We start from the raw sequence: 25,847 nt of genomic DNA, 5'->3' as shown, positions 1-25,847 counted from the left end.
ATTCAGCGGGTGCAGTAATCGGCCGTCGCAGTCGACAGCGCACGCCGGTAGAACTCGTCGAGCCGGCGTGCGTCGGCGACGGCCCGGGTTGCCTCGCCGAGTTGTCCGGCGCAGTCCGCTGCGTGCAGCAGCTCCCATCGCTGACCGATCTGGGCGAGCATGGTCTGGTTGAAGCCGTCGATGCGGGCCCGCGAGGCCGCCAGTTCGGGAGCGGTGGACGGGGCGGCCGCCGGGTCCAGCTTCCACTGGGCGAATCGGTAGTGCTCGGCGGCTTCGGTGGCCGCGATCTGGTCGGCGAAGATCCGCCGCACATAGTCGGGATCGAGGCCGTTGCCGGCAGCGGCGGCGGCCAGCTGCTCCAGTTGCTGGCCGACCCGGGCGGGGTCCTCGATGGCGCCGCCGGTCCGCCACTTGATCGCCGCCACATCGTCGGCCACCTGCAGCCGCTGGGCCGCGGCGTCCACCAGGTCGGATAACGGGGATGCGTCGTAGGCCCGGGCGGGGGCCGAGACGGCCAGCACGGTGGCCACTGCACAGATAGCCGAAATCGGCACGCCGGACCGCATGGCTCTATTCAAGCGTTCGTGGGCGATCCGCCTGTTGCCGGGGAGGTCGTTGGCCGCTATGCCGATAATGGCCGGGTGGGTTCCACCGAAGAGCGCGAAGAAGAACGCCGGGTCGACACCTCCCGGCACCTGACCCTGATCGCCCGGCTCAACACCTCCGCCGTCGACGCCCGCCGGGGAGTGGTGAGGTTGCACCCCGAAGTCGTTGCCGCGCTGGGCATTCGGGAGTGGGATGCGGTTTCGCTCACCGGTTCGCGCACGACGGCGGCGGTAGCCGCACTGACGCGGCCGGATGCCCCGACCGGTGTGGCGCTACTCGACGACGTGACGCTGTCCAACGCGGGCCTGCGCGACGGCACGCAGGTCGTCGTGGCCGCGGTCACGGTCTATGGCGCCCGGTCGGTGACGCTGAGCGGCTCCGCCCTGGCCTCCCAGACGCTGTCGCCCACCACGTTGCGCCAGGCGCTGCTGGGCAAGGTGATGACGGTCGGCGACGCCGTCTCCCTGCTGCCGCGCGATCTCGGGCCCGGCACGTCGACGTCGGCGGCCACCACCGCGTTGGCATCGGCCGTCGGTATCCGCTGGACCTCGGAGTTGTTGACGGTCACCGGCGTGGATCCGGCCGGGCCGGTCAGCGTGCAGCCCAACTCGCTGGTCACCTTCGGCAGCGCCGTCACCGCGCCGGCGGCGACCGTCGCCAAGCCGCCCGCGCCGGCCCGCATCGCCATCGACGAACTCAAGGGCTGCGAGGCGCAGGCCGCCAAGCTCGCCGAATGGCTCAAGCTCGCACTCGACGAACCACAGCTGCTGAAAACCCTGCGTGCGGGAACCAATCTCGGTGTACTGGTCTCCGGCCCCGCCGGGGTGGGTAAAACGACGCTGGTCCGGGCGGTGTGTGAGGGCCGGCGGCTCATCGAACTGGACGGGCCGGAGATCGGTGCGCTGGCCGCCGACGAACGGCTGGCCGCGGTACGTTCCGCGGCCACCCAGGTCTGCGACGGCGGCGGAGTGCTGTTGATCGCCGATGTCGACCGGCTGTTGCCCGAACCGCCGGAGCCGGTGGCAACGCTGATCCTCGCCGAACTGCGCAGCCTCGTGGCCACCGAAGGTGTGGCGTTCATTGCGACATCGGCGCTTCCCGACCATGTCGATGCCCGGTTGCGGGCTCCGGAACTGTGCGACCGCGAGATCCGGCTGAGCCTGCCCGACGGCGCCACCCGCTCGGCACTGCTGGCCACCCTGCTCGTCTCGGTTCCCACCGCAGACCTGACACTGAGTGAGATCGCAGAACGTACACCGGGTTTCGTAGCTGCCGACCTTGCTGCGCTGGTTCGGGAGGCGGCCCTGCGGGCGGCGTCGCGGGCCAGCGACACCTCTGAGGAACCCCGACTCACCCAGGAGGACCTGCTCGGGGCGCTCAGCGTGATCCGGCCGCTGTCCCGCTCGGCGGCCGCGGAGGTGACCGTCGGTTCGGTCTCCCTCGACGACGTCGGCGACATGGCCGCCACCAAGCAAGCACTGACCGAAGCGGTCCTGTGGCCACTGCAGCACCCGGACACGTTCACCCGCCTGGGCGTTGATCCGCCGCGCGGCGTGCTGCTCTACGGCCCGCCCGGCTGCGGCAAGACCTTTGTGGTGCGCGCCCTGGCGGGGTCCGGGCGAGTCAGCGTGCATTCCGTCAAGGGCGCAGAACTGATGGACAAGTGGGTGGGCAGCAGCGAGCGGGCGGTGCGAGATCTGTTCCAGCGCGCCCGCGATTCGGCGCCGTCGCTGGTGTTCCTCGACGAAATCGACGCCCTGGCACCGCGACGTGGCCAGAGCTTCGATTCCGGGGTGACCGACCGAGTGGTGGCCGCGCTGCTCACCGAACTCGACGGCGTCAACCCGCTGCGCGACGTGGTGGTGGTCGGCGCCACCAACCGGCCCGATCTGATCGACCCGGCGCTGACCCGCCCGGGCAGGCTGGAGAAGCTGGTGTTCGTCGAGCCGCCGGACGCCGATGCCCGTCGACAGATCCTGCGGGTGTCCGGGAAATCCGTCCCGCTGCATGACGACGTCGACCTCGACGCGCTGGCCGCGGATCTGGAGGGCTACAGCGCCGCGGACTGCGTGGCGCTGCTGCGTGAGGCTGCCCTGACGGCGATGCGCCGCAGTATCGACGCCGCTGATGTCACCGTTTCCGACATCGCCGCAGCACGCGAAAACGTTCGCCCCTCACTGGATCCTGTGCAGATCGACGCGCTGCGATCCTTCGCCGACAACCGCTGACGTCAGGAGTCCTCGGCCAGGGTGGCCAACCGGGACAGCGACGCTGCCAGCGAATCGGCGGTGGTGGACCGGGCCCGTGCCAGACGATTCGGATCAGACAGTGCCGACCAGTCGTAGGTGTGTGTGACCCGAGTACGTGCCGAGTCCAGCGGTTCGAGTTCCCATCGCCACAGGTGCCCTGCGGGTGGCTGGCCGGGATCGGCTGGGCGCCAGGCGATACGCCGATCCTCCTCGAACTCCACGACATGGTTGTCGCGCACCCCGCCCATGCTCAGTCGCATGGTGAAGACGTCTCCAACGGCCTGAACCCGCTGGCCGGGTGCGGCTTCGGCCAGGTTTTCGTTGCCGTCCCAGCGCGGTTGTAGCGCCGGATCGGCGATCAACTCAAAGATCCGCGTCGCCGGCGCCGCAATCACCCTGCTGGCACTGACGATCTTCGCCGGCAGTGGCGAGCCGGCACGGTGCAGGGTCCCTTCGGGATCGACATAGGCGAATTCCCTGAGCTGGTAGTCGGTGTCGGCCGGTTCGACGAAGCGTCCCGGCACACCCGCCGCCGACCATTGCGCGTAGAGGGCGTCGGCGTCGTCGACATAGAAATACATGCTGGCGGCGGTACGCCGCGGATCGTGGTCAGCCCACTCGGTGAGGTGCAGGGAAACCGATCCTTGGTCGGCGAATCCGTATCGGGCCGGCCCGCCGTAGTGGTTGACGGTGAACCCGAGCCTGCGATACCGGTCCAGCGCAGCGTCGAGGTCTCGCACGGAGATGATCGGTGCGACCGCGGTGAACTCAATGTCGGCCATGGCGTCAGCGTACGTCGAGACGACGACGGCCCACGGTTATCCCACCGGGTCGAATTCGATGTGCAGTTCGGTCAGTCCGCGCAGCAGGAAGGTGGGCTCGTAGGAGTAACGTCGCTGCCCGGCGGGCCCGTGGCGCTCCTCGCTGATCCTGATGTCACGCATCCTCTCCAGCATCCGGTGAATCGTGATCCTCCCCTCGACCCTGGCCAATGGCGCACCGGCGCAGGTGTGGATGCCGCGACCGAAGGCGATGTGCTCCCGGACATTCTTGCGATCCAGGCGGAACTCGTCGGGATTGGGGAACTTGCGCGGATCCCGGTTCGCCGCACCCAGACACAGCATCAGCACGGTGCCGGCCTTGATCGGAATTCCGCCAAGCGTGGTGGTCTTGCGGGTCAGACGAAAGTCGATCTTGGTGGGGCTCTGGATCCGCAGCGCCTCCTCGATGAAGGCGGGAATCAGTGCGGGATTGTCGCGCAACGTCTGCTGCAGGTCGGGTCGATCACCCAGCGTCTGCACCGCCGACCCCAGCAACTTGGTGACGGTCTCCTGACCGGCACCGAACAGGAAAGTGGCCGGGCGAACCACCTCCAGCAGTTCCGGCGTGGAACCGTCCGGATAGGTCGCGGCAGCCAGGGTGCTCAGAACGTCTCCCCGAGGCTCGCGCCGCCGCTCGGCGAGATAGCCGCTGAACTTCTCGTCGAGGTATTCCAGGGGATTGAGTCCCACCGGGGTGCCGTCGAGGGACCCGACGTGTTGCCCCTCCCGATGCCCGGCGCCCAGTGCAGCGCGGAACTCGGCGCGATCCTCCTCGGGAACGCCGAGCAGATCGGTGATGGCCAGGGTTGCATACGGTTTGGCGTAGTCGAACAGGAACTCGCAGCGGCCCGTCCCGATGAACTCGTCGAGCTGCGTGTCCGTCAGCTGCCAGATGAACTCCTCATTCTCCTTCAACCGCTTAGGGGTCAACAGCCCGCTCAGCAACGAGCGGGCCCGGGTATGCGCCGGGGGATCCATCACCACGACGTGCTCGAAGATCGGGAACTGGTGTCGGTGCGCCTCGATCTGTTCGGTGATGTCGTCGCCCTCGGGCTCGAACGGCAACGGCGGAAACGGTCCGCCGATGGCGTTCACCGCCGAGAACGAGTCGTGGTCTTTGAAGGCGGCGAGCACCTCGTCGTAGCCGGTGACGGCCACGACGCCGTGGTGCGGCTCGGCGAACACCGGCCCGTTCGCCCGGAGATATTCGTAGTAGTCGTACGGATCTTGGGTGACGGACGGGTCGGAGAAGTAGTCCACCGCAGCCAGATCCACCATCGTTCGAAACGCCCTTCCCGCCGCGACCCCATAATGCTGATCGATCGACCAAATTGGTAGAATGCGTCATGCGTACCATGCGCGCCGCCGGACGGTCAAGCAATCACAATCCCGGGTTGGCCTGAATGGTGGCTCCGCGCAAGGCAAAATCGACCGACAATGCCGCCCGGCATCGCCTGATCGAGGCGACGGCACGATTGATGCGCGACGAGGGCTACGCCGCCGCGACCTCCCGCCGCGTCGCCGCCGAGGCCGGCGTGCGCCAAGCCCTGGTCTACTACTACTTCCCCACCATGGATGACCTGTTCGTCGAGGTGCTGCGGGCCGGCGCCGACGTCGCCTTGGATCGGATGCGCGCCGCCCTGACCGCCGACGATCCGCTGCGCTCGCTGTGGGAGATCAACAGCGACACCCGCATGACCAGATTGAATACCGAGTTCATGGCACTGGCCAACCACCGCAAGGCCATTCAGGCCGAGCTCAAGGCCTACGCCGAGCGAGTACGCGACATCGAGACCGCGGCGGTCACGGTGGCACTGCGGGCCCACGGCGTCGATCTGGAGGAATACCCGCCGGTCGCGATCTCGATCCTGATCGCCCAAACCGCGCGCAACCTGTGCAATGAGAGCGCCGTCGGCGTCACCCGAGGACACGATGAGATTCGCGCACTGATCGATCGACAATTGGCCCGGTTGGCGCCCCCCTGACTTTCTACCCGTTGGGGATGTCGAATTCGACTCGCGCGGAAACGGTCTCGATCGCCTCATACAGCGCCGCCAACCGGTCGTTCAGCGACGGCGCCGCCAGCACCGCATAGCGGTCGGCCTCTCCCATCGGAACCCGGCAGGCCAGCGAGTACAGCCGTTGCACCGGGTCCAGCGAGCGCAGCCGGCGTCCGCCCAGCAGGCTGTCGCGGCCCGGCATCACCCACCGTCGCTGCGCTTGGGCCATCCGCTTGTGCAGCGCCACGATGCGGTCTTCGAGCGCAGTGAACTGCTCGTCACTCACCGGTTCCGACGGCTCGTCCGGCCACACCTCGATGATCGCCCGCGGGTAGGGGTCGTCGGGCAGCCACTCCCGCACCCGAATCCGCTCTCCGGTCAGGCACCGCAACGCGTATCGGCCTGACCCGAGCTCGGCGCACTCGGTGATGGCGGCCATCACGCCGACGTCGTTGCGTTGCTCACCGCCGCCCACCTCCCGGCCCCGAGCGATCAGCACCACCCCGAAGCGCGGATCGTCGCTGCGCAGCAGGTCACCGACCATCACGGTGTAGCGCATCTCGAAGATCCGCATCGACAGTTCCTCGCCGGGCAGCAATGCCCACTCCAGCGGGAACATCGGCAGTTCCATCACGAGATATCGAGTTCGTCCACCAGTGCATCGACCACGGCACGCAGATCGCCGTCGTGTTCCTCGGCCACCCGGCGCTGACGCTGATACGACGCGCCGGTTCGGTAGATGTCGGCGACAGCGGCCAGCTCATCGGCGCAGTGCAGTCGCGCGGCGACCGGCTCCAGCCGATTGAGCAGCTCGTCGAGGTCCTCGGTCACCAGGCGCTCGTTGCTGTCGGCGTCGAGGATGATCTCGGCGTCCAACCCGTAGCGTGCCGCGCGCCACTTGTTCTCCTGCACGTGCCAGGGCGGCATGGTGGGCAGGGACTCATCGGCTTCCAGCCGCCGATCCAGATCGACGATCAGGCAGTGCGTCAACGCCACCAGGGCGCCCAGCTCACGCAGGTTGGACACGCCGTCGCAGACCCGCACCTCGATGGTGCCCAGATGCGGTGATGGCCGGATGTCCCAACGGATCTCGTTGGTGTGATCGATGATCCCGGTCTTCTTTTGGTCGTAGACGAAGCCCTCGAACTCTTCCCAGGTCTGAAACTGGAAGGGCAGACCCGCGGTGGGCAACTGCTGGAACATCATCGCGCGGTTGCTCGCGTAGCCGGTGTCGTGCCCCTCCCACCACGGCGACGAGGCCGACAACGCCAGCAGATGCGGATAGTGCTGCAACAGCGACGAGATGATCGGCATCACCTTGTAGGCCGAGGAGATACCGACGTGGACGTGCACGCCCCAGATCAACATCTGCCGACCCCACCACTGGGTGCGTTTGATCAGCTCGGCATAGCGCGGTGCATCGGTCAGCTTCTGCGCCGACCACCGCGCGAACGGGTGGGTGCCGGCGCCGAACAGCTCCATGCCCCGGGCATGCACGATCGGCCGGGTCACCGCCAGCGTCTGGCGCAGGTCCTCGACGGCCTCGCCGGTGGTGTCACAGACACCCGTGACGAGCTCGACGGTGTTGCGCAGCAATTCCTTGTGCACATGCGGATTTTCGGCGAGCTCGGACAGCACGGCGTTGGCCTCGTTGCTCAGATCACGGGTCTCCGCGTCGACGAGAGCCAGTTCCCATTCCACGCCGAGGGTGGGACGGGGACTGCGCGCGAACTCGATTCGGGCTTCCGATCTCGAGGAAGCCCTGGCCGGTGTGCTATCCGGCGCCGATGACACCACACGCAATCCGCTTCCCGGCATCGCCGGTGGTCAGCGTGGTCTGATCCGGACCGGGAGTGCCGTTGACCTGCGTGTAGCGGTCCGCCGGAATGTTGGCGAAGTTGTCGTCATCGGCGTGAATGATGATCGCGGTCCCCTCGCCGTCCAGCAGGTCAGCCTTGGTGAACGCGTCGGTGGTGGTGACCAACAGGGCACTGCCGTCGGAGCGCACCTGCAGCGACGTCAGGTCGCCGCTCTGCGGGTGCTCATTGTGGCCGGGCGCCTGGAAGTGTCCGCCGGCTGACAGGAAGGGGCCCGGCGCGCCGCCGGTGGGGGCCACCGACTCGGCTTCGCACTTGCCGACGCCGTGGATGTGCATACCGTGGAAACCAGGCGTGAGCACCCCGCTGCTGGTGGTCCGCACGGTCACGGTGGCGAACTCCTTGCCGCCCGCCTTGCTGAACTCGAACGTTGCGGTGGCGACCTGGCCGCCGTCGGCGGTCGTCAGGTGCGCGACGAGATTCTCCGAGGCTGCCGAACCGCCCGACTCGGACTCCGTGGCCGAGGGTGCCGCCGACCCGGTCCAGATGGGCGGCGTGGTGCCGGGCACGTCAGACGGTACCTGGTTGGGGGGACTACATGCCGCGAGCAACGCAATCGGGGTGGCGAAGATGACGGCGGCGAGAGCTCTGCGGTGACCTGTGACCATGCGAGGAGCTTAACCCGCGACCACCACGATGACGCCCGGTGGTAGCTCGGCCACATCCGGGATGCGCGGCTCCACGGCCGCTCCCAGCACTTGGGCCACCGAATGGGCCGACTCCTGCTCGCCCTCAGCGTCGGTGAAGTACACGGTGGTCTGCGTGACCTCCGGCAGTTCGAGGTTGCCGATCTCGGTCACGTTCCAGCCGGCTTCGCGCAACCGGTCACCGGTCTGCCCGGCCAGCCCCGCCTGCTCAGAGATGTTGAAGACCCGCACCTCGGACTTCGGTGCGGGGCGTTCGGGTTTGGCCGGCGCCGAGCTCGTGGTGGCCGGCTGCGCCGTCGTGGGGCTGTCGATGTCGTCGTCGGGGGTCGACGATCCGAGAGCTTGGAATCCGACCAGCAGGAAGATGGTGCCCAGGAACAGCAAAACCATCACCATCGCCCGGAGCGGGAGTCGGGAGGAGTCAGGAACGTGGTCGTTCATTGCGCCCATGGTATCGAGGAGCGGGCCATGACCGATAAACGCCCAGCAATCAAGGGGTCAGACAATCAGGTGATGTCGAACCCGAGACGACGCGCGGCGCGCGCCTTCTGACGGCTGGAACGCAGCCGGCGCAGCCGTTTGACCAGCATCGGGTCGGCGGCCAGGGCCTCCGGCCGGTCGACCAGCGCGTTGAGGACCTGGTAGTACCGGGTCGCCGACAGCGCGAAGCGTTCTTTGATGGCCTCTTCCTTGGCGCCGGCGTACTTCCACCAGTCACGTTCAAAGGACAGGATGTCGTGTTCACGACGACTCAGACCGTCGGTGGGTTCCGAATCGTCCCCTGAGCGATTCGCCTGCGCCATGGCGCCGTCCATATCGTTTCTGGGCCCTTCCGGAAAGTTCTCTTGCTGCAAATGTTCGGTTGTTTTTCGGCGGCGTGTCCTGAGCGAATATTCAATCACGGCGGGATGGGTTGAACGGGGAGCCTGCCCCGCGCGTCGCCGGCCGCTGCACTTGGCCGCCGGGGTTTCGCCTCTCCTCCGTCGAGCCTCGCTGAACCGCCCAGCAACCCGGCGGTCCCAGCTTCGCCTCTCCTCCGTCGAGCCTCGCTGAACCGCCCACCTAAGATTTGCAATCATGGCCGTCCTACCCATCCGCATTGTGGGCGATCCCGTCCTGCACACGCCCACCAGCCCGGTGCCCGTCGGCGAAGACGGCTCATTGCCTGCCGACCTCGGTGAGCTGATCACCTCGATGTACGAGACCATGGACGCCGCCAACGGCGTCGGCTTGGCCGCCAATCAGATTGGCGTGGGGCTGCGGGTCTTCGTCTACGACTGCGCCGACGACCGCGGCTCCACCACGCGGCGCCGCGGCGTGGTGGTCAACCCGGTGCTGGAGACCTCCGAGCGACCCGAAACCATGCCCGACCCCGACGAGGACGACGAAGGCTGTCTGTCGGTGCCCGGCGAGTCGTTTCCGACCGGTCGGGCCGAGTGGGCGCGGGTCACCGGACTGGACGGCGACGGCAACCCGGTGACGCTGGAGGGCACCGGCCTGTTCGCCCGGATGCTGCAACACGAGACCGGTCACCTTGACGGCCTGCTCTACCTGGACATGTTGGTGGGCCGGAACGCCCGCGCCGCGAAACGGGCGGTGAAAGCCAACGGCTGGGGTGTGCCCGGCCTGTCCTGGATGCCGGGCGACGTGCCCGATCCATTCGGTCACTGAGCGTTATGCCCCAGCCACCCGAACTCCCTGAGATCGGCGTCCGGGTGAGTCTGCGCTACCTGCGCGCCCCGGGCTCCTCCCCGCCGATGGGCGATGTGATCGGGAATCTGGTGCAGGTCGGGCCGCTGGTGCGGGTCCGCTCGGCCGGCGGTGTGGTGCACGAGTTCCGGCACGCCGATGTGCTGTACGTGCGCCAGCTGACCGATCGGCCGGTGAAGAACTCCACGATTCGTTCCGTCGAACATGCCGCCGCACTGGCCTGGCCCGGCAGCGAGCATCAATGGCTGGAGGGTTGGTTGCTGCGAGCGGGGCCCGGCGCCGACCTCGCCGCCAATTCGGCTGTGCCCCTCGACATGTTTGCCCACGCGAACACCATCGCGGCGATCATCGACTGGTATGCGCAGCGCGGCCTGCCGCCGTCGCTGGCGGTCCCAGAGCGACTCTCCCCCGCAGGCGGCAGGTACTCCCAGCGACTGCCCGAGGACATCCCGACGCGCCACGAGACCCGCACCCTGGTGTGCGACCTCGGTGCCGGCGGCGCGGGGCCCGGTGCGGTGGCCCTGGCCGCCGAGCCCGATGGCGACTGGCTGGCGACGTTCGGTCACGAGCTGCCGGTGGACGTGTTGGCCGCGGTGGTCGACGGTGAGGTGATCTTCGCGTCGATTCCCGGGGTGGCGGTCGGGCGTGGCGCAGTCACCAAAGGTCAGGACGGAACCCGCTGGCTGGGGCTGTCGTCTGTTCGGGTGGCCCCCGACCGGTGCCGTCAGGGCTTCGGGCGGGCGATCTGCGCCGCACTGCTGGCCTGGGGTGTTGATCACGGCGCCACCCGCGGCTATGCCCAGGTGCCGAGCACCGATGCCCAGGCATTCGCCTTCTTCGAGGCGATCGGTTTCGCGGGCCAGCACCGCACGCGCTACCTCGATGCCCGGTTGCTGGTGGCGTAGCCAGGCGCGAGCAGCGGGTCGCCGCCGTCGAACCAGCGGCGATCGCCAGCGCGACGAAGTCACGCGCAGCGGGTCGCCGCCGTCGAACTAGGGTGGCTGCGTGACTGTGCTGCGACTGGCCACCTGGAACGTCAACTCCATTCGCTCTCGGGTAGATCGGGTCACCGACTGGCTGGCCCGCGCCGATATCGATGTGCTGGCCATGCAGGAGACAAAGTGCACCGATGCCCAGTTTCCGACGCTGCCGTTTCACGAATTGGGCTACGAGGTTGCCCACGTCGGACTGAATCAGTGGAACGGGGTGGCGATCGCGTCGCGGGTTGGGCTGGATGACGTCGAGATCGGGTTTCCCGGCCAGCCGGCGTGGGCCAAGGCCGACGCCGATCCCCTCGTGGAGGCGCGTGCTCTGGGTGCCACCTGCGGTGGGGTGCGGGTCTGGAGCCTCTACGTGCCCAACGGACGCGCCCTGAATGATCCGCATTACACCTACAAACTGGATTGGCTTGCCGCGCTGCGCGATACCGCTGAGGGGTGGCTGCGTGACGATCCGTCCGCGCCGATCGCGCTGGTGGGCGACTGGAACATCGCTCCACAGGACGACGACGTGTGGAGCATGGAGTTCTTCGAGGGAGCGACCCACGTCTCGCAACCCGAACGCTTGGCCTTCCAGGCGATGGCCGACGCGCAGTTCCTTGACGTGGTGCGCCCCTTCGCCCCGGGCCCCGGTGTCTACACCTACTGGGACTACACCCAGCTGCGGTTCCCCAAGAAGCAGGGCATGCGCATCGATTTCATTCTGGGTTCGCCCGCCCTGGCGACGCGCGTCGCGCATGCCGAGATCGTCCGCGAGGAACGCAAGGGCAAGTCGCCGAGCGACCACGCGCCGGTGCTGGTCGAGATCCGGCGGGACTGACGGCCCGCAGTTCTATGAATTCCGTGTGGATTTCGGCCCGATCGCGAAATCGCGCATAAGATAGGCGGATTATCCAATTTGCTCATTTGAAGGGCAGGGAATTCCCATGAACGCCGTCGCAGGGACGGTACGAAGGGTGGCCGGAGCGGCGAACCGCGCGGTCACCATGACCACAGAGGCAGCCGGAGCGCTCAGCGGAGCCGCAGTCGGCGGAGTGCTCGGCGGCGTCAAGGGTGCGGCCGGCGGCGTGCAGCAGGGCCTGCGTGCCGGCAGCCACTCGACTCCCGCAGCCGCGCTGACACTCGGCGCCCTCGGCATGACCGGACTGGTCGAGTGGCCGGTGCTGGTTGCGGTGGGCGGCACCGCCCTGGTGGTCAAGCAACTGACCAATCGGTCCAAAGGCAGCGACGCGCCGGCGGATGCCCCAACTGCCGCGGTGCGGTCGCTGAAAACGGCGCCGACGGCAAAGGCCACCAAGCCGGTGAAGTCGGCGAGCTCTTCGACGGCAGCGCGTCGCAGCGCGCCGGCGAAGAAGACGGCGGCGCGGCAATCGCGCAGCGGCCCCGCCAGCAGCACCCGCACGCGTACCCGCCACTAGCCGGGGTGCGAGTGAGTTTAGGCCGTGCCGTTCGGCACTCTTTGCCGCTGCGCGCAGCGACTTTCGGTGTCCACCTGACGTCAAACCTGATCGATGCCTCGTTCCAGACCGCTACCGGGGTAGCCGGCGCGATTCTGCCGAACGGCGATGGCGGCCCGAAGCTGTCCCGACGGTGTTTCCGCGGCGAGGGGCGCGCCTGGGTGGAGGTCCGCGGCCTCGACGGACCCGCCGGCGACGAACTGGCGACCGCCGTCCTGGATGCTGCCCGCGCGCTGCCCGGGGTGGTCTCGGTCCGCCTGAACCACCCGTTGTCTCGCCTGGTGGTAGGACTGGACACGGCCGCCGCCGACAACGACGTGGTTTCGGTGCGTGAACTGTGCCAGGTGGTGTCTGACACCGAGAGCCGCTACCGAGAGACGGGATCCCGTGGCCGTGCGGCGGTGAGCCTGCCCGGTGATGCGATGACGGAAACGCTGCGTGCCCTGACACTCGGCGCCAATATCGCCGGCTTGGGCGCAGCGACAGTTGGCCGCCTGCTGCGGTTGCCCGGCCTGCCGCTGGGCCTGGAGGCCGGCGTGGTCGTCATCGACTATCAGCCTCGGCTGCGCCGACTGCTGGAGAACAACATCGGCAAGCAGGCCACTGATGCCTTGTTGGCGCTGGCCAGTGCCGGCGTGCACACCCTCAACCAGGCGCCTACCTCGCTCGCGGTGGACCTGTCGGTAGAGGCGATGCGCGCCGGGGAGGAACGCGCCGAGGCACGGGCCTGGCGCCGCCACGAGCCGCAGCTCGCTGCTCACGCCGAGCATCCGCCGGTGCCCGTCCCGCAGCGACCGGCACCGCGCCCGCCGGGTCCGGTGGAGCGCCACCTGACCCGCAGCGGCTGGGCGCAAGCCGTGGGCGCCGGGGTGATCGGCGCCGCGACCAGCAATCCGGATCTGGCCGGGACAGCAGCCGTGGTGACGGCGCCGAAGGCCACCCGCACCGCCCGCGAGTCGTTCGCCGCCACCCTGGGCCGCGGTCTGGCCGACCATCACGACACGGTGGTGCTGCGGCCGGGCAGTCTGCGCGAGCTCGACCGAGTCGACACCGTGGTCATCGACCCCCGCGTGCTGTGCGGAGAGACCTTGCGTGTGATGCAGGTGCGCGGTGCCGACGACGACGAGCTGCGCGCCGCGTGGGAGCAGGCGCAGGCCCGCCTGACCGACGCCGACCTCACCCCGGGATGGCACCGAATCGGCCCCCGTGCCGGGGTGGAGGCCTCGTTCCAGCCCGCGTTGCTGCCCCTGGCACCCGCAGTGGTGACCGAGGCGCGACGCGCCGACGTCGAGGTGGTCTCGGTGGAGGCCGAGTCACTCGGAGAACTGCGCCCGGTCTTCGACGAGATCCGGCCGCTGGATGGCGCCTCGGTAGACCAGGCGCTGACCGCGGCGGTAACCGCCTATCAGGCCGAGGGACATGACGTGGCAGTTTTGTCCGCTGTCGCCGTCGAGGCGCTGGCGGCGGCCGATGTGGCACTGGGCGTGCTGCCGGGGCAGGGCGTCCCGCCATGGTGCGCCGACGTCCTGCTGACCGACCTGGCTGCGGCGTGGCGGGTGCTGCACGCCCTGCCCGCCGCCCGCTCCGCCAGCCACCGGGGAGTCGAGATCGCCATCGGCGCTACAGCATTGGGCTCGCTGCTGATGCTGCCCGGGGTACGCGGCCGCGGACCGGGGCCGGTGACCACGGGTGCGGCGGCCGGCGCACTGTCGGGGTACTGGCTGGCGCGCCGCGCCGTGGACGCCGCTGCGCCTCGGCCGGCGGCAGTGCACGAATGGCACGCGATGTCGGTCGACCAGGTACGGGCCGTGTTGCCGCCACCGGAGCTGGAAGAGCCGACCACGACCCCCCATGCACCGGCCACGGCTGCCGCGCTGGCCGCAGTGGATCTGGCCCGCCGCGGGGCGCACGCAACTGCACCACCGAGACTGCTGCGGCAGTTCGCCCAGGCCGTACGCAGTGAACTGTCCGACCCGATCACACCGGTGCTGGCGCTGGGAGCCGCGGCCAGCGCGGTGCTGGGTTCGCCCGTCGACGCGATTCTGGTCGGTTCGGTGTTGAGCGGCAACGCCATGTTGGCCGCCGCCCAGCGACTCATCGCCGAACGCCGGCTCAGCGTGCTGTTGAGCGGCCAGATTCCCCCGGCCCGCAAAGTACTGCCCGACGGCACTACCTGTGAGGTCCTGGCTGAGGAGCTGCTCGCCGGGGATGTGATCGAGGTGCGCGCCCACGAGGTGGTGCCCGCTGACGGCCGGTTGATCGAAGCGATCGATCTGGAGGTCGACGAGTCGTCGCTGACCGGTGAGTCACTGACGGTGGTCAAGCAGGTGGAGGCCACTCCCGGTGCCGATCTGGCCGATCGCGAGTGCATGGTGTACGCCGGGACCACCGTGGTGACCGGAACCGCAGTGGCGCTGGTGACCGCCACCGGCGGCGACACGCACGGGCGACGGGCCGCCGAGCTGGTGGCGGGCGATCAGTCGGCGATCGGTCTGCAGCATCAGCTGAGCCTGCTCACCAGCAAGGCGTGGCGGATCAGCCTGGCCGGCGGGGCGCTGGTGACCGGCCTGGGCATGGCCCGCCGGATCGGGTTGCGTCAGGCGGTGGCCAGCGGGATCGCGGTCAGCGTCGCAGCCATCCCCGAGGGGCTGCCGCTGGTGGCCACCCTGGCACAGCAGTCATCGGCCCGGCGGTTGACCAAGGCCGGCGTGCTGGTGCGGGTGCCGCGTTCGGTGGAGGCCCTGGGCCGCGTGGACGTGGTCTGCTTCGACAAGACCGGCACCCTGAGCAAGAACCGGCTCCGGGTGGCACAGGTGCACCCGGCGGAGGGTTTCACCGACCAAGACGTGCTGCGCGTCGCTGCGAGCGCCGCCCCGGTGTCCAACGGCGCCCCCCAGGTGCATGCCACCGACACCGCCATCGTGGAGGGCGCTGACGCGGCCGGCGCATCGGCACCGCCCGGGCTTGCCGCGCATCTGCCGTTCCGCTCCGGGCGTCCGTACTCGGCCTCGATCCGGGGTACCGAACTGACTCTCAAGGGCGCCCCGGAAATGGTGTTGGCGTGCACCGGGTCCGGCCCGGACATCAAGAAGTCGGTGGCCGCCTTGGCCGGCAACGGCCTACGGGTGATCGCGGTGGCCCGCCGGGAACTGACTCCCGAACAACTGGCAGCGCTCGGCGACGACCCCGAACCCGAGGAGATCGCCGAATACTGCCGTGAGGGACTGGCATTCGTGGGTCTGCTCGGGTTGTCCGACACCCCGCGCGACGAGGCCGCCGAGCTGCTGGCCGACCTCAAGCGTCGCCGGATCCCCGCGCTGCTTATCACCGGCGACCACCCGCTGACCGCCACCGCGATCGCCCGGGAACTGGGCCTGGAGGTCGACAGCGATCAGGTGATCAGCGGGGCGCAGTGGGATGCGCTGTCCCGCAAGGGCCAAGAGCGTGCAGTGGCCGAGCGGGTGGTGTTCGCCCGGATGTCTCCGGAGAACAAGGTGCAGATCGTCCAGACTCTGGAGCGCACCGGCAAGGTGTCGGCCATGGTCGGCGATGGGGCCAACGACGCCGCGGCGATCCGGGCGGCCACCGTCGGGATCGCGGTGGTCGCGCACGGCAGTGAGGCGGCCAGCACCGCCGCCGACGTGGTGTTGCTCGACGAGCGGATCGACACCCTTCTTGACGCGCTGGACGAAGGCCGCGAGCTGTGGCAGCGGGTGCAGGCGGCGGTGGCGGTACTGTTGGGCGGCAACGCCGGCGAGGTGGCATTCGCGATCATCGGGAGCGCGCTGACCGGCAGCTCGCCGCTCAACGCGCGCCAGCTGCTGCTGGTCAACATGCTGACCGACGCACTGCCGGCCACCGCGTTGGCGGTCAGTTCGCTCAACGAGCAGGCCGCCGCCGGCGCCGGGCACGGCCCCGACGAGCGCGCGCTGTGGCGCACGGTGGCCGTGCGCGGGGTGACGACGGCCTCGGCCGCCGTAGGCGCCTGGGGGCTGGCTTCGCTCACCGGACGACAGCAGCGGGCATCGACGGTGGCGTTGGTGTCGCTGGTCGCCACGCAGCTGGGGCAGACCCTGCTGGACTCGCGGGATCCGCTGGTGGTGGCGACCGCAGTCGGTTCACTGGGTGTGATGGGGACGTTGATCACCATCCCCGGTATCAGCCAGCTGCTGGGCTGCACCCCGATCGGACCGTTGGGCTGGGCGCAGGCTCTGGGTACGGCGACGGTGGCCACTGCCGGCGCAGCGGTGGTGCCTCGACTGCTGTCGAAGGCGCAGGACCATGCGGCTCAGCCGAAAGAGTTCATCGTTCCCGGGCCGCGCCGGCCCGACCGCCCGCAGGCGTCATCGGACGGTCAGCCCGCGCCGCGGCTGCGGCTTGTGCACAATGAGGACACCGACTCTCGCCGCGGAACTGTCGCGGCTCGATCATCCGGCGACCCGTCGCCACCAGGAGGTTCATAATGGCGGACAAGCCGCGGCGCAGCGCATCCCAGCGAGAGGCCGTAGCCCACATTCGCGAGGCCGAGGGATTCGCTGTGCAATTGCCGCTGGTCGGCAAGGTGACGGTGCCGCGGCCTGAGCAATTGGCCTATTACGGCGGATTGGCACTGCTGGCGGCTTTCGAGATCATCGACTGGCCAGTGGCCGTGGCGGTGGCTGCCGGCCACATCCTGGCCAGCAACCACCGCAGCGAGGTGCTCGAACAACTCGGCGAGGCCCTAGAAGAGGTCTAGAAGAGGTCTAGCCCCGGCGGGCTTCAGTTGTCGACGGTCAGCACTCCGACGCGCCACAGGAATGCGTACATCTGGTGCAGCGGTCCGCTGAGCAGCCGAGTGGTCATGTCGACCACCGGGTCCGAGGCAGGCGCGGCCGGAGCGGCAGCAGCAGGACGGTGGTCCAGCTTCTTCGCGGTGCGGATGTCGCGCGGGGCCGGAGCCGTGATGTCGGTGTAAGCGATTGCAACCATGATGGCCTCCTAGTCGCGTCACGGCGCTACGCGCTCAGCTGGCGACCGGAGTCGTGGCTCAGCTGGAGGCGGTATGCGACCGTTCGGATGGGGACGGAACAGACGTCAGATATCGGCTCGGACTATCACCGGAACTCATTCGTCCCACACCTCCTCTCGGTCGCGGGCGCGCAACGGCGCGCCGGTTTTCACCGCATGCGTAGGAGGGCAGCTCCGACGACCGTCGGAATACCGCACCCCTCTCGTCAGAGTTTTGGCACTGCACGGCGTGTCCCAAATCGGGAAGCCACTTGGGCTCAACCCTTAAGCCGGGAAGAGCTGTCCTGACCCGGGGCGTCTTTCGACGTTCGGGGTCAGTGGCCTATGTCCGTGCAGACGCCTCACCTAACGAGGTGCTTGCACGGTCCATAGTGCACTACCGACTGGGCGCGGTCAACTCCACCCCAACCGGGCGTGTCGAGGGCCTCTGACGTGCAGCGATGCGCCCAAACCCCTTGCGTACGCATTGTCACATCAGTCACTTTGGTACCAGAACGAGACTCTGACGACCCAGTTCCGCGACGGAATCAGCAATGCCGACAGACGGTGCCGCAGTGACCATCCGCGCAGGCGCCACAGCAGGTCGGGAGCGGGCCGTCACGCCGTCCTAGTCCGTGTTCAGCGGCTCGACCGCATAGCGCCCCGGTGTACGCCACGACGCGAGGGCTCCGAGCAGCATCATCGCCGCGGCGGCGGCAAAGACCACCGCGAGTCCGGTATGGAACGGTCCAGAGATCAGCTGCGGGAAGAAGCTGTGCCCGGTCAGCGCCTCGGCATTGACCCCGGGTGCGTCCAGCGCTCCCGACGGCGCCAAGAGTTCGGCGATCGGGTTGTAGCCCAAAAACGCCGCGAACAGGCTGCCCACCGGCGGGGTGTTGGCCACCTCATCGGCCACACCGGCAGCGACACCCTCCTGCTGCAACCCGGCGCCCAGAGCCTCCGGCAGCGTGTTGGCCAGTCCAATCACCATCAGCGAGAAGAAGATTCCGATCGACAGTGACGTGCCGGCGTTGAAGAACGTCGCCCGCACCCCCGAGGCCGCGCCACGCTGGTCGGCCGGGACGCTGGACATGATCACGGCACTGTTGGGCGCGGTGAAGATCCCCCCACCCAGGCCGTTGAGGAACACCAGCACAGCGAACATCCAGTAGTCGAAGTTCACCGGCAGCAGCACCAGCCCGATGAAGGTCGCCGCCATCAGCAGCATGCCGCCGACCGTGTACGGACGGGCGCCGCGGCGGTCCGACAGTGTCCCGGCCACCGGACCGGCCAACAGGAACCCCGCCGTCAGCGGCAGCAGATAGATACCCGCCCACAACGGCGTCGATTCGTAGCTGTAGCCGTGCAGCGGGAGCCAGATGCCCTGCAACCAGATGATCAGCATGAACTGCAGACCGCCGCGCCCGATCGCCGACAGCAGCCCGGCCGCGTTGGCCAACCCGAACGCCGGAATCGCAAAAAGCCGCACGTCGAGCAGCGGCGCGGCAACCCGTAGCTCGATGAGGCAGAACAGCACCAGCAGTGCCGCTCCGAGTCCCAACGAACCCAGGACGGCCGGACTGGTCCAGCTGGTGGGCGACGATCCATGCGGCTGAATGCTGTAGGTGATGGCGGTCAACACCACGGTCAGGCCCAGCCCGAGCGCCGCGGTACCCGCCCAGTCCAGCTTCGCCGGCGCCCGCTCACCGAGTTCCCGCAGCGAGCGCATCGACCAGACGGTGCCCAGCACACCGATCGGCACCCCCACCCAAAACACCGCCCGCCAGTCCCACTCCGCCAGCGCGCCGCCGATCAACAGGCCCACGAAGGACCCGGCGACCGCGGCCACCTGGTTGACGCCGAGTGCCATGCCGCGCTGATTCGCCGGGAAGGCGTCGGTCAGGATCGCCGCGGACGACGCCATCAGCATCGCCCCGCCGACGCCCTGTACCACCCGCCACGCGATCAGCCATTGGGCGCCGCGGCCCATGTCGAACGGATCGATCGACAGCGCGATCGCCGCGACGGTGAACACCACAAAGCCCAGGTTGTAGATGCGCACCCTGCCGAACATGTCCCCGAGCCGGCCGAAGAACACCACCAGCACAGCCGACACCAGCAGATAGCCCATCAACATCCACAGCAGGTAGCTGACGTTCGCCGGTTCGAGCGGGTTCAGGCCGATGCCCCGGAAGATCGCCGGCATCGAGATCAGCACGATCGAGCCGTTGATGGTGGCCAGCAGGATGCCGAGCGTGGTGTTGGACAGCGCGACCCACTTGTAGTGCGGGTGGTCGCGGCCGATGCGTCGCCGACGGCGATCGGTGGCAACAGCGCCCGGATCCTGGGCGTCCGCCTGCTCCATCTGCACCGTCATGACCCTCCCGCGACCTCTACCCCGGCGAATATGTTAGCTAAGCAAACGATCGGTTACCTAATTCGCGCCCGGCGGCCTCGGTGCCTTACAACGGCCGCTCTGCTGCGATAGCGTGGCAGTGCACGAATCAGCCGTGCAGAAATGCCAGACACCGCGGGAGCGCAACGAGTGCGCTGAGAGGACGGCCGGGGCCGTCGACCGTACGAACCTGACCGGGTAATGCCGGCAAGGGAGAGGACGAACTATGACTGACGTCGCCGTGGAGCCGCAGGTCACCACCGGGCCCATCCCCTACAGCGAGAAGGTCTACCGCGAGATCGAAGCTCCCGGCGGCGTGACGATGAAGGTGCCGTTCCGGCGAATCAACCTGACCACCGGCGAGCACTTCGACGTCTATGACACCTCCGGTCCCTACACCGACTCCAATGCCGAGATCGACCTGCACCGCGGGCTGCCGCCGCGGCCCGGAGTGGTGACCGATCGCGGCACCCAACTACAGCGCGCCCAGGCCGGCGAGATCACCGCCGAGATGGCCTTCATCGCCGCCCGCGAAGGGGTTCCGGCAGAACTGGTCCGTGACGAGGTCGCCCGCGGGAGAGCGGTGATCCCGGCCAACCACAACCACCCCGAGTTGGAGCCGATGATCATCGGCAAGGCGTTCAAGGTGAAGATCAACGCCAACATCGGCAACTCCGCGGTGACCAGCTCCATCGCCGAAGAGGTGGACAAGCTGGTGTGGGCGACCCGCTGGGGCGCCGACAACGTCATGGACCTGTCCACCGGAAAGGACATCCACGAGACCCGCGAGTGGATTCTGCGTAACTCGCCGGTGCCGATCGGGACCGTGCCGATCTATCAGGCCTTGGAGAAGGTCAACGGCGACCCGACCAAGCTGACCTGGGAGCTCTACCGCGACACTGTGATCGAGCAGTGCGAGCAGGGCGTGGATTACATGACCGTGCACGCCGGCGTGCTGCTGCGTTACGTGCCGCTGACCGCCAAGCGGGTCACCGGCATCGTCTCGCGCGGCGGCTCGATCATGGCGGCGTGGTGCTTGTCGCGGCATCAGGAATCCTTCTTGTACACCAACTTTGAAGAACTGGCCGACATCCTGGCCAGCTACGACGTCACGTTCTCCCTCGGCGACGGACTGCGCCCCGGTTCCATTGCCGACGCCAATGACGAAGCGCAGTTCGCCGAGCTGCGCACCCTGGGTGAGCTGACCAAGATCGCCAAATCCCGCGGCGCACAGGTGATGATCGAGGGCCCGGGCCACGTTCCGATGCACAAGATCGTCGAGAACGTCCGGCTGGAAGAGGAATGGTGCGACGAGGCGCCGTTCTACACCCTGGGACCGCTGGCCACCGACATCGCCCCGGCCTATGACCACATCACCTCGGCGATCGGCGCGGCCATCATCGCCCAGGCCGGTACCGCGATGCTGTGCTACGTCACCCCCAAGGAACACCTCGGGTTGCCCGACCGCAAGGACGTCAAGGACGGCGTGATCGCCTACAAGATCGCGGCGCACGCCGCCGACCTGGCCAAGGGACACCCGCACGCTCAGGAACGTGACAACGCACTGTCGAAGGCGCGCTTCGAATTCCGGTGGTACGACCAGTTCGCATTGTCCCTGGACCCGGACACCGCACGCGAGTACCACGACGAGACGCTGCCCGCCGAGCCGGCCAAGTCCGCGCACTTCTGTTCGATGTGCGGCCCGAAGTTCTGCTCGATGCGGATCAGTCAGGATGTGCGCGACTACGCCAGCGAAAACGGGCTGCAGACCCAGGACGATATCGACGCCGCCATTGCGAAGGGAATGGAAGAGAAGTCGGCCGAGTTCGCCGACCACGGCAACCGGGTGTACCTGCCCATCACCTCCTAGTGGATTTCCTGCCACTGGCCCCGCCGCGGGCCACACCGGTACGCATCCTCACCGTGGCCGGATCGGACTCCGGTGGCGGCGCCGGCATCCAGGCCGACATGCGCACGTGTGCGCTGCTCGGGGTTCACGCCTGCGTCGCGGTTACCGCTGTGACGGTGCAGAACACCATGGGAGTCAAGCACTTTCATGAGGTTCCCGCCGACACCGTCGCCGCCCAGATCGCCGCCGTGGTGCCCGATATCGGGATCCAGGCGGCCAAGACCGGAATGCTGGCGTCGGCGCAGATCATCACCGCGGTGGCCGAGGCATGGCGCGATCTCGGATTGACGGTCCCCTTGGTGGTCGACCCGGTGTCGGCATCCATGCACGGCGACGCACTGCTGGCAACTTCGGCGCTGGATGCACTGCGCGACAGCCTGTTTCCACTGGCGACTCTGGTGACTCCGAACCTGCACGAAGTGCGACTCCTGGTCGGTATCGACGTGGTCGACGCCGAGTCCCAACGTGCGGCCGCGCGCGCGTTGCATGCGCTGGGACCGCAGTGGGCGCTGGTCAAGGGCGGGCATCTGCCCTCGGCGGAGCACAGTCCAGATCTGCTCTACGACGGCAAGGACTTTCTGGAGTTCCCCGGGCCGCGGGTGGCCACGGGCGACGACCACGGCGCAGGTGACACGCTCGCCGCGGCCTCGGCGGCCGCTCTCGCCCACGGGTTCAGCGTTCCGGACGCGGTGGCGTTCGCCAAGCGCTGGGTGACCGAGTGCCTGCGTGCCGCCTACCCGCTGGGCCACGGCCACGGCCCCGTTTCGCCGCTGTTCCGGCTGGGACTCGCAGCCCCGTGAGCCTGGAGGAGATAGCCGGCATCGAACACCGTCCGGCCGGCGCCCCCGCCGGAGTGGTGTTGCTGACGCACGGCGCCGGAGGCAATCGTGATTCGCCGATGCTGCAACGTCTTTGTGACGAATGGGCGCGTCGCGGCTTCCTGGCGATCCGCTACGACCTGCCCTTCCGCCGGCGTCGCCCCAAGGGGCCACCGTCGGGGTCGGGCGCCGGCGACCGTGAGGGCATCACCGAGGCGATCGAGTATGCCCGCGCCCTGGACAGCGGTCCGCTGATCATCGGCGGGCATTCGTACGGCGGGCGGCAGACCTCGATGGTGGTGGCGGCCGGCGACGTAACGGTCGACCTGCTGACGCTGTTCTCCTATCCGCTGCATCCGCCGGGAAAGCCCGAGCGCATCCGCACCGAGCACCTGCCCCAGATCGGTGTGCCGACGGTGTTCACGCACGGCAGCTCCGACAGCTTCGGCACCGGTGCTGAGATTCGTGCTGCAGCCGCGCTGATTCCCGCGCCCCATGAGGTCGTCGAGATCACCGGCGCCCGCCACGATCTGGCATCGAAGACGCTGGATGTGCCGGCGCTGGCCGTCGACGCGGCGTTGCGGCTGCTGGGCTGAGTCCCGCAGATCAGGGCAGGACGACGACGCTGGCCGCGTAGCTCAGACCCGACCCGTAGCCCAGCAGCAGGGCGAGCTGACCGGACTTGGCGCTCCCGGCCGACAGCAGTTGCTCCATCGCCAGCGGGATGGATGCCGCGGAGGTGTTGCCGCTGTTCTCGATATCGTTGGCGACGACGACGTCGGAGCGCAACTCAAGGCTCTTGGCGATCAGTGCGTTGATCCGGCTGTTGGCCTGGTGCGGAATGAACACGTCGATATCGTGGGGTTGCAACCCGGCTGCCGCGATGGCCCGTCTCCCGACGTCGCTCATCTCGTAAGCCGCCCAACGGAATACCGTGCCGCCGTCCATGCGCAGGAAGGGACGTGGACCGTCCGGGTTTTCGGTATAGCTGATCCAGTCGATGTCTTGGCGTATCGCCTCACAGTTCGCACCGTCACTGCCCCAGACAGTCGAGCCGATGCCCTGCGCCGGCGTCTCCCCCACCACCACCGCGCCGGCTCCGTCGCCGAAGATGAAGCAGTTCGAGCGGTCCGTCATGTCGATCGTCGGGGAGAGCACCTCAGAACCGATGACCAATGCGGTGTTGATGGTCCGGCCGCGCAGCAGGTCGGCGGCCACCCCCAGGGCGTAGCCGAATCCCGCGCATCCAGAGGCCACATCGAAGGCGGGCACGCCCCGCGCGCCGAGGGCGACCGCGACGGCCGGCGCGCACGACGGGGTCTGGCGGAAGTTGGTACTGGTCGCGACGATCACCGCGTCCACCCCGGATCCGTCGAGTCCGGCCTGCGACAAGGCGGTGCGACCGGCCTCGATGGCCAGGCTCGCCACCGTGTCGGTCGCCTCGGCAAACCGGCGCGTCTTGATTCCGGTGCGGGATTGGATCCATTCGTCGGAGGAGTCGATGCGCAGGCAGATCTCGTCGTTGGTGACCACCCGCGCCGGGCGAGCAGCGCCGACGCCGAGCAGGCCGATCGCTCGGGTTCCCGCAGGATGGCGAATCTCGCTCAAGTAGACATCTCTCGGTCGTGGGCCCAACAGCTACTGCAGCGTCCAACCCTAACGTCCCGGGCGCGTCGGGCGGGCCTGCACACCGGCAAGCCGTCAGCGCTCGTAGTCCGCTGCACCGCCTGGTCGGCCGGTTCTGCGTTGCTGGCATCGACATCGCGGCTGGTCATGACCGCCTTCCCCACCTCGTGACCGGCCTGCAGGCGCATTGTCGCCCCGTGGCCGGGCGGTCTGGGAGCTTCGCTGGTTACCGGTGAGTCAGGTACCTTAATTTTCATGAGTATGGAGCAGTTCGACGTCGTAATCGTGGGTGCGGGGTTCGGCGGCATGGGCGCGGCCATCGAGCTCAAGAAGCTCGGTTACGACGACATCGTCCTACTCGAGCGTGAAGACGACCTCGGCGGAACCTGGCACGTCAACCGCTACCCGGGCCTGGCGGTCGACATCCCGTCGACCACCTACTCCTACTGGTTCGAACCGAATCCGTACTGGTCACGGCTGTTCGCCACCGGCTCGGAGCTCAAGCGTTACGCCGAGCACGTGGCCGACAAGTACGACGTGCGCCGCCACATGCGCTTCAACACCACGGTGGAGGGTGCCCGCTGGGACGAAGAGGCCCAGCGCTGGCAGGTGAGCCTGTCCGACGGCTCTACCCTGAGCGCCCGCTACCTGATCACCGCGACGGGGTTCCTGTCTCAGCCCCACACGCCGGACATCCCCGGCATCGACACCTTCGCCGGCAAGGTGGTGCACACCACCGCATGGGATGACAGTCACGACTTCCGCGGTCGCCGGGTGGGTCTGATCGGCACCGGCGCCACCGCGGTGCAGCTGATCCCGGAGCTGGCCAAGACGGTCAGTGACCTGACGGTGTACCAGCGCACACCGATCTGGGTGGCTCCCAAGCTGGACTTCGGGATCGCCCCCGCCGTGCAGCGCCTGTTCGCCCGGATCCCGCTGACCCAGCGCCTGGTGCGGTATGTGACCGATGGACTGCTGGGGTTCATGACGTTCGTCGGGATTCTGAACTTCCCCTACTTCCGCAGGCTGTCGATCAGCGCGATGGACCTGTGCAAGATCCACCGGTTCATCTCGATCCGCGACAAGGAACTGCGCGCCAAGCTGACCCCGAGCTACGACATCGGCTGCAAGCGGCCCAGCTGGTCGAACGACTACTACCGCACCTTCACCAAGGAGCACGTGCACCTGGAGACGGCCGGGATCGATCACATCGAGCCGGACGGCATCGTGACTCTGGACGGACGTAAGAGTGAGATCGACACGCTGGTGCTGGCCACCGGTTTCGATATGTGGGAGGCCAACTTCCCGGCGATCGAGATCGTCGGACGCGGAGGTCGCAATCTCGGAAAGTGGTGGCGCGAAACCCGCTTCCAGGCATACCAGGGCGTGTCGATTCCGGCCTTCCCGAATTTCCTGAGCCTGGCCAGCCCCTACGCGTTCTGCGGCCTGTCGTTCTTCAACACGATGGAATACCAGATGCGCCACATGGGCCGGCTGTTCGGCGAGCTGCAGCGCCGCAACGCGACCACCTTCGAAGTCACCGAGGCTGCCAACACCCGGTTCCTCGACGACATGACCAAGCGGCTCGACCGCTCGGTGTTCTACGCCGGCAACTGCGCAGGATCACGCTCCTACTACTTCAACCCGAGCGGCGAAGCGACCCTGCTGCGGCCCACCACCGTGCGTGACGCCGTGCACGACGGCTCTCACTTCCCGCTGGAGGATTACGACATCGCCTGAGCCGTCAG

At 68.2% G+C, this 25,847-nt stretch carries 23 protein-coding genes, 1 pseudogene and 2 riboswitches; of the genes and pseudogenes, 12 read left to right on the top strand and 12 right to left on the bottom strand.

Going from position 1 to position 25,847, the window contains the following annotated elements:
* Nucleotides 1-2 precede the first annotated feature (2 nt).
* Nucleotides 3-566, bottom strand: coding sequence for a chorismate mutase (locus AWC18_RS05995; RefSeq protein ID WP_085138080.1), 564 nt, complete (start codon nucleotides 564-566; stop codon nucleotides 3-5).
* 75 nt (nucleotides 567-641) lie between these two features.
* On the opposite strand from AWC18_RS05995, the gene AWC18_RS05990 reads away from it, so the two are divergent.
* Complete coding sequence (locus AWC18_RS05990) at nucleotides 642-2,834, top strand: AAA family ATPase (RefSeq protein WP_085138079.1); 2,193 nt, start codon at nucleotides 642-644, stop codon at nucleotides 2,832-2,834.
* 2 nt (nucleotides 2,835-2,836) lie between these two features.
* On the opposite strand, the gene AWC18_RS05985 is transcribed toward AWC18_RS05990, so the two are convergent.
* From AWC18_RS05985 to AWC18_RS05980, 3 genes and pseudogenes are all read right to left on the bottom strand, one after another.
* Nucleotides 2,837-3,280, bottom strand: a complete 444-nt coding sequence (locus tag AWC18_RS05985; RefSeq protein WP_234806439.1) for an SRPBCC family protein — start codon at nucleotides 3,278-3,280, stop codon at nucleotides 2,837-2,839.
* A pseudogene (locus AWC18_RS21960) lies at nucleotides 3,281-3,628 on the bottom strand (bleomycin resistance protein); the annotation flags it as partial.
* A 45-nt stretch (nucleotides 3,629-3,673) separates the two neighbouring features.
* Complete coding sequence (locus tag AWC18_RS05980) at nucleotides 3,674-4,954, bottom strand: cytochrome P450 (RefSeq protein WP_085138077.1); 1,281 nt, start codon at nucleotides 4,952-4,954, stop codon at nucleotides 3,674-3,676.
* Nucleotides 4,955-5,079: 125 nt separating this feature from the next.
* On the opposite strand from AWC18_RS05980, the gene AWC18_RS05975 reads away from it, so the two are divergent.
* Nucleotides 5,080-5,661 (top strand): TetR/AcrR family transcriptional regulator, encoded by a 582-nt coding sequence (locus AWC18_RS05975; RefSeq protein WP_085138076.1) that lies wholly within the window; start codon nucleotides 5,080-5,082, stop codon nucleotides 5,659-5,661.
* Between the two features lie 4 nt (nucleotides 5,662-5,665).
* Here AWC18_RS05975 and AWC18_RS05970 read toward each other — a convergent pair whose 3' ends face one another.
* The 5 genes from AWC18_RS05970 to napA form a co-directional block, all read right to left on the bottom strand.
* The gene (locus AWC18_RS05970; RefSeq protein ID WP_085138075.1) at nucleotides 5,666-6,307 is read right to left on the bottom strand and encodes an LON peptidase substrate-binding domain-containing protein; all 642 of its coding nucleotides are present in this window, start codon (nucleotides 6,305-6,307) and stop codon (nucleotides 5,666-5,668) included.
* Nucleotides 6,307-7,494, bottom strand: a complete 1,188-nt coding sequence (locus AWC18_RS05965; RefSeq protein WP_085138074.1) for a glutamate--cysteine ligase — start codon at nucleotides 7,492-7,494, stop codon at nucleotides 6,307-6,309. Before AWC18_RS05965 ends, AWC18_RS05970 begins: the two co-directional genes overlap by 1 nt.
* On the bottom strand, nucleotides 7,451-8,161 hold the full coding sequence (sodC, locus tag AWC18_RS05960; RefSeq protein WP_085138073.1) for a superoxide dismutase[Cu-Zn]: 711 nt from the start codon (nucleotides 8,159-8,161) through the stop codon (nucleotides 7,451-7,453). Before sodC ends, AWC18_RS05965 begins: the two co-directional genes overlap by 44 nt.
* Before the next feature lie 9 nt (nucleotides 8,162-8,170).
* Nucleotides 8,171-8,641, bottom strand: coding sequence for a LytR C-terminal domain-containing protein (locus AWC18_RS05955; protein WP_109470474.1), 471 nt, complete (start codon nucleotides 8,639-8,641; stop codon nucleotides 8,171-8,173).
* Nucleotides 8,642-8,706: 65 nt separating this feature from the next.
* Nucleotides 8,707-9,015: a nucleoid-associated protein NapA gene (napA, locus tag AWC18_RS05950; RefSeq protein ID WP_024440118.1), complete on the bottom strand. Its 309-nt coding sequence runs from the start codon at nucleotides 9,013-9,015 to the stop codon at nucleotides 8,707-8,709.
* Nucleotides 9,016-9,277: 262 nt separating this feature from the next.
* Between napA and AWC18_RS05945 the strand changes: the two genes are divergently transcribed.
* The 6 genes from AWC18_RS05945 to AWC18_RS05920 all read left to right on the top strand — a co-directional run bounded on the left by AWC18_RS05945 (nucleotide 9,278) and on the right by AWC18_RS05920 (nucleotide 17,100).
* On the top strand, nucleotides 9,278-9,871 hold the full coding sequence (locus AWC18_RS05945; RefSeq protein WP_064999554.1) for a peptide deformylase: 594 nt from the start codon (nucleotides 9,278-9,280) through the stop codon (nucleotides 9,869-9,871).
* A gap of 5 nt (nucleotides 9,872-9,876) precedes the next feature.
* Nucleotides 9,877-10,815 (top strand): N-acetylglutamate synthase, CG3035 family, encoded by a 939-nt coding sequence (locus AWC18_RS05940; RefSeq protein ID WP_085138072.1) that lies wholly within the window; start codon nucleotides 9,877-9,879, stop codon nucleotides 10,813-10,815.
* A gap of 109 nt (nucleotides 10,816-10,924) precedes the next feature.
* Nucleotides 10,925-11,728 carry an exodeoxyribonuclease III gene (locus AWC18_RS05935; protein ID WP_085138122.1) on the top strand — a complete coding sequence of 268 codons (804 nt, stop codon included), beginning with the start codon at nucleotides 10,925-10,927 and terminating at the stop codon, nucleotides 11,726-11,728.
* A 106-nt stretch (nucleotides 11,729-11,834) separates the two neighbouring features.
* Nucleotides 11,835-12,326, top strand: a complete 492-nt coding sequence (locus AWC18_RS05930; RefSeq protein WP_085138071.1) for a hypothetical protein — start codon at nucleotides 11,835-11,837, stop codon at nucleotides 12,324-12,326.
* A gap of 41 nt (nucleotides 12,327-12,367) precedes the next feature.
* A complete protein-coding gene (locus AWC18_RS05925; protein WP_420093315.1) occupies nucleotides 12,368-16,828 on the top strand; it encodes a cation-translocating P-type ATPase in 4,461 nt (1,486 codons plus the stop codon).
* Nucleotides 16,825-17,100, top strand: coding sequence for a hypothetical protein (locus AWC18_RS05920; RefSeq protein ID WP_064999558.1), 276 nt, complete (start codon nucleotides 16,825-16,827; stop codon nucleotides 17,098-17,100). The genes AWC18_RS05925 and AWC18_RS05920 overlap by 4 nt, the downstream gene beginning before the upstream one ends.
* A gap of 23 nt (nucleotides 17,101-17,123) precedes the next feature.
* Here AWC18_RS05920 and AWC18_RS05915 read toward each other — a convergent pair whose 3' ends face one another.
* On the bottom strand, nucleotides 17,124-17,333 hold the full coding sequence (locus tag AWC18_RS05915; protein ID WP_085138069.1) for an Rv1535 family protein: 210 nt from the start codon (nucleotides 17,331-17,333) through the stop codon (nucleotides 17,124-17,126).
* A 230-nt stretch (nucleotides 17,334-17,563) separates the two neighbouring features.
* Nucleotides 17,564-17,732: riboswitch (M-box (ykoK) riboswitch) on the bottom strand.
* Between the two features lie 247 nt (nucleotides 17,733-17,979).
* Nucleotides 17,980-19,728 carry an MFS transporter gene (locus tag AWC18_RS05910; protein WP_085138068.1) on the bottom strand — a complete coding sequence of 583 codons (1,749 nt, stop codon included), beginning with the start codon at nucleotides 19,726-19,728 and terminating at the stop codon, nucleotides 17,980-17,982.
* A gap of 143 nt (nucleotides 19,729-19,871) precedes the next feature.
* Nucleotides 19,872-19,978: riboswitch (TPP riboswitch) on the top strand.
* Between AWC18_RS05910 and thiC the strand changes: the two genes are divergently transcribed.
* From thiC to AWC18_RS05895, 3 genes are all read left to right on the top strand, one after another.
* The gene (gene thiC / locus AWC18_RS05905; RefSeq protein WP_064999560.1) at nucleotides 19,973-21,616 is read left to right on the top strand and encodes a phosphomethylpyrimidine synthase ThiC; all 1,644 of its coding nucleotides are present in this window, start codon (nucleotides 19,973-19,975) and stop codon (nucleotides 21,614-21,616) included. It overlaps the preceding riboswitch by 6 nt.
* Nucleotides 21,616-22,455: a bifunctional hydroxymethylpyrimidine kinase/phosphomethylpyrimidine kinase gene (gene thiD / locus AWC18_RS05900; RefSeq protein ID WP_064999561.1), complete on the top strand. Its 840-nt coding sequence runs from the start codon at nucleotides 21,616-21,618 to the stop codon at nucleotides 22,453-22,455. The genes thiC and thiD overlap by 1 nt, the downstream gene beginning before the upstream one ends.
* The gene (locus AWC18_RS05895; protein ID WP_085138067.1) at nucleotides 22,452-23,069 is read left to right on the top strand and encodes an alpha/beta hydrolase family protein; all 618 of its coding nucleotides are present in this window, start codon (nucleotides 22,452-22,454) and stop codon (nucleotides 23,067-23,069) included. The genes thiD and AWC18_RS05895 overlap by 4 nt, the downstream gene beginning before the upstream one ends.
* Nucleotides 23,070-23,079: 10 nt before the next feature.
* On the opposite strand, the gene fabH is transcribed toward AWC18_RS05895, so the two are convergent.
* The gene (gene fabH / locus AWC18_RS05890) at nucleotides 23,080-24,081 is read right to left on the bottom strand and encodes a beta-ketoacyl-ACP synthase III (RefSeq protein WP_064999563.1); all 1,002 of its coding nucleotides are present in this window, start codon (nucleotides 24,079-24,081) and stop codon (nucleotides 23,080-23,082) included.
* Nucleotides 24,082-24,354: 273 nt separating this feature from the next.
* On the opposite strand from fabH, the gene AWC18_RS05885 reads away from it, so the two are divergent.
* Nucleotides 24,355-25,839, top strand: a complete 1,485-nt coding sequence (locus tag AWC18_RS05885; protein ID WP_085138066.1) for a flavin-containing monooxygenase — start codon at nucleotides 24,355-24,357, stop codon at nucleotides 25,837-25,839.
* Nucleotides 25,840-25,847 lie beyond the last annotated feature (8 nt).

Source organism: Mycolicibacter nonchromogenicus (genome assembly GCF_002101775.1).
Classification (GTDB): Bacteria; Actinomycetota; Actinomycetes; order Mycobacteriales; family Mycobacteriaceae; genus Mycobacterium; species Mycobacterium nonchromogenicum.
The sequence above is the reverse complement of the archived record's forward strand: the minus strand, read 5'-3'. Positions and strand labels throughout refer to the sequence as shown.